The 3,403-nt window shown below is 62.9% G+C and carries 3 protein-coding genes; all 3 read right to left on the reverse strand.

Features of this window, described 5'->3' with window-relative positions; all coding sequences use genetic code 11:
- Positions 1-78: 78 nt before the first annotated feature.
- The 3 genes from ATB98_RS00135 to ATB98_RS27605 are packed head-to-tail and all read right to left on the reverse strand — an operon-like array spanning position 79 to position 3,244.
- Positions 79-1,086 carry a tyrosine-type recombinase/integrase gene (locus ATB98_RS00135; protein WP_066867515.1) on the reverse strand — a complete coding sequence of 336 codons (1,008 nt, stop codon included), beginning with the start codon at positions 1,084-1,086 and terminating at the stop codon, positions 79-81.
- Positions 1,083-2,015, reverse strand: a complete 933-nt coding sequence (locus ATB98_RS00140; RefSeq protein ID WP_066867518.1) for a tyrosine-type recombinase/integrase — start codon at positions 2,013-2,015, stop codon at positions 1,083-1,085. Before ATB98_RS00140 ends, ATB98_RS00135 begins: the two co-directional genes overlap by 4 nt.
- Positions 2,012-3,244 (reverse strand): site-specific integrase, encoded by a 1,233-nt coding sequence (locus tag ATB98_RS27605; RefSeq protein WP_084435134.1) that lies wholly within the window; start codon positions 3,242-3,244, stop codon positions 2,012-2,014. The genes ATB98_RS00140 and ATB98_RS27605 overlap by 4 nt, the downstream gene beginning before the upstream one ends.
- Positions 3,245-3,403 lie beyond the last annotated feature (159 nt).

Consider the following 3,403-nt stretch of genomic DNA (forward strand, 5'->3'; position numbering starts at 1 on the left):
AGATTATGTGGCGGCGTCGCTCGCAGTGCTGCGTTTCCCGGCCGGGTGCCCGCTCGGCCGCCACATAATAGTTCCGTCTCAGATGGTCTCCAGCAATCGCAGCAGGGCATCCTTCGGCTGGAACCGAGCCGGCTGGCAGCCGGCAACGCCCGCCTTGTCCAAGCCGCGCCGCATCATCTCGACGTCGGCTGCCGCGTAGCGATGCGTCGTGGCCACCTGCGCGTGGCCGAGCCAGGCCTGGATGGTCAGCAGGTCCACACCGGATTGCAGAAGCGTCATGGCCAGCGTGTGTCGCAGGACATGCGGCGAAACGGACTTGGACGCCAATTCCGGCCTGCTGAGGGTAGCCGCGGCAACCACCCGCCGCACGATGTGCGTCGCGCCGAAGCGCGTCAGGCGCTCGCCATGTGTGCCAACAAAGAGCGGCTGTTCCTCGTGTGACTTGAGGCCCCGCTCGCGCATAAACGCCCGCAGCGCCCTGGCCAGATCATTGGCAATCGGCACAATGCGCTCTTTGCGTCCTTTGCCGCGCAAGAGCACCTGGGGTCGTGCCCGATCGAGATCAAGGTCGCAGACATTGATGCCGAGTGCTTCGGAAACACGCGCGCCGGTGCGCCCGAGGAAAAGCAGCAGCGTCCGGTCGCGACGACCGCGCGCGGTTCGCTGATCTGGCGCTGCGACAAGAGCGTCGAACTCTTGCGGGGTGAGATGGTGCGTCACCTCCGTGTGCGCCCGCTTGACCGGAATGGCGAGAACGCGCTGGGCAATGGCCAGCGCTGCCGGGTCGTTCGTAGCGACATGGTGAAAAAACGACCGGATCGCCGCCAAGCGGGCATTGCGAGTTTGGATCGTATTCTTCCGCTTTGTCTCAAGTTCATCGAGAAAAGCGAGGACGCAGTCCCGATCGAGATCGGCAACGGTCAATGCGCATGGCTTGCGTTTCGTCCGCTCTGCGGCAAACAAGATCAGCAGGCGCAATGCGTCGCGGTAGCTGGCAAGGGTCGCCCGGCTCGCATTGCGCTGCTTCGTCATGCGATGGTGAAAGAAGGACTCCAGCAGCGCCGGAAGGGAGAACCGCGTGCTCATGCAAGACCACCTTCGACAAATGCGCGCTCGGCAGCCATACCCAGCAGCTCAGCTGTTGCGGTGACATAATAGGCTGTGTCGCTATAGCGGGTATGGCCGAGATAGGTCGCCAATAAGGGCAGCAGCGCCTGCACGTCGGCTTGTTCCCTATGCCAGGCGGCGAGACGCGTGACTGCAAAGCGGTGGCGAAGATCATGTGGCCGCAGCGCCTTGCCGTCGTCGAGACCGGCAATCCTACACGCGGCAGCGAATGCCAGTTGCAGCCCTGTGGGCGATAGCCGGTTGCCGCGCGAACTGAGGAAGAACGCTCGATCCTTGGGCTTCGGATAGGCAAGGTCGCGTTGCCGAGCATAGGCGCGCAGCGCGTCCAACGTCGTGGGGTGGACGGGAACCAGCCGGTCCTTACGAAACTTGGTCTTCCTGATGGAAAGAACGCCGCTGGTCAGATCGACATCGGCACGATCGATGCGGAGCGCCTCGCCCGAACGCAAGCCCGTGCTTGCTAGTAGTCCGATCAGCGGCGTTAGCACCATGGCGCGCCCCGGATAGCTGGGCGAAACGCTGCAGCAGGCCGATATGAGCGCTCCCAGTTCGGCATCGCTCAGGATCCGGGGCGGCGGAACTGCGCGGGACCGGGGAACCGCCTTGGCATCGAATACCTCGGTCAACGGATCGTAGATGGAGATATACGCCGCAAAGCGACGAACAACGCCGTAGCGAATGGCACGGCCATTGGCCGACCCATCCCACGAAACGACGAAGTCGAGCGCCATGGCCTGCGTTAGGGGGCCGTCAAGCCGTTTGGCCTCGACGAACCGGACCAAGGCGCGCAAGGTCGCAGCCTGTTTGCGAAATGAATAGCCGAGTGAGCGGTGAAGCGTGACATAGCCGTCGACTCGGTCGGCGAGCGTCTTGGCAAAGCAGCTCATGACGCACCTCCTGGGAACGGCATGGCGACGTCGGCGAGCTGCCGCACTGCCACCTTCACATAGATGGCGGTCGTGTCGATGCTACGGTGGCCCAGAAGGTCCGCGATCTCGTTGATCGGGCGCCGTTGAGCGACGAGCTGCGTGGCCAGGCTATGCCGCACCAGATGCGCGCCGGCGGCGCACGGAAGTGCGATGCCGCTTCGTTCCAACACCGAACGTACTATCCTCGAGATGGTGCTGCTGCCGTTGATCGGGCGAACCGGCGCACCATGCACCAGGAACACACGCTTACTGTCGCTCTTCGGCCGGCCATAAAGAACATAATCGGCAAGCGCTTCGCCAGCTTCGTGCAACAGCGGCACGACACGGTCGCGTTTGGCCTTGGTGCGACGCACGAGCACGGAGGCCTCGCGCCAATGGATATCTTGAAGCTCAAGCGAGCGCAGCTCCTTGTTGCGCAAGCCGGTGGTGGCGAGCAAAAGCATGATGGCGCGGTCACGCAGGCCTATCGGCGTCGCCGTCTCGATCGTGTCTATGGCGCGCCTGACGTCTTCCCAGGCCAGCCGCAGCGGCAGGTGAGCCAACCGATAAGACGGCACGTGCGGGACGAATCGCGCAAGATTCCGGCTGCTGCGGTCGGACCACTGCAGGAACTGAAGAAACGTGCGGAGATAGGATGTGACCGCGGACCGCGTGGAATTATTGGAAGATGCGGCTAGGAGGTGCTCGACGAGCGCTAGCACGTCTTCTCCCGTCATCGCGGCAAGCGGCTGGCGCGGGACGCGCGTGTGGTACCAAGTGAGAACCCGGCGTGCGGCGAGAAGCAATCCTTCGCAGGTCTTAGGCTCCAGGCCACGAACCCCGCGCAGGTAATCCCGATAAGCTTCGAGCAATGTCTGGTGTGGATCCAATGCAGCACGTGGGACCGAAAAACATCCAGGCGCGACCTTGCGCGCAAGCTCGATCACGGTCTGTGCTGCGGTCCGCGACGCCCCCGTCCGTAGGCTCCGCAGGTAGCAATCGATGACCTCCGGCCCGATTGTCTGCGCTTTGATATGGCACGCTGCGAAAGCACTGAACTTGCCAAGTCGGCCGATATAAACCTTGGCCGATCCGCGTTTGTAACCCAGCTCGGACAAATGCGCCGCAATATGGTCCAGCTCCGCGCCAAGCGCCCCGCTGCGAAGGCGACACAACACCTTCGGATATTTGAAATACAGCTCCAGCATGCACGTTCTCCATTAAAGGAAGCTCGGGACCATCCCGACTTCCAGGGAGAGACTGCCAAGGAGGTATTGATTGAAATGTTATGCGGCGGCCGAGCGGGCACCCGGCCGGGAAACGCAGCACTGCGAGCGACGCCGCCACATAATCTCATCCGACGCATA

Source organism: Sinorhizobium saheli (assembly GCF_001651875.1).
Classification (GTDB): Bacteria; Pseudomonadota; Alphaproteobacteria; order Rhizobiales; family Rhizobiaceae; genus Sinorhizobium; species Sinorhizobium saheli.

Bases quoted from the DNA above. Each gene is read 5' to 3' on its own strand.
- ATB98_RS00135 (WP_066867515.1), bottom strand. From the start codon at position 1,086: ATGAGCACGCGGTTCTCCCTTCCGGCGCTGCTGGAGTCCTTCTTTCAC.
- ATB98_RS00140 (WP_066867518.1), bottom strand. From the start codon at position 2,015: ATGAGCTGCTTTGCCAAGACGCTCGCCGACCGAGTCGACGGCTATGTC.
- ATB98_RS27605 (WP_084435134.1), bottom strand. From the start codon at position 3,244: ATGCTGGAGCTGTATTTCAAATATCCGAAGGTGTTGTGTCGCCTTCGC.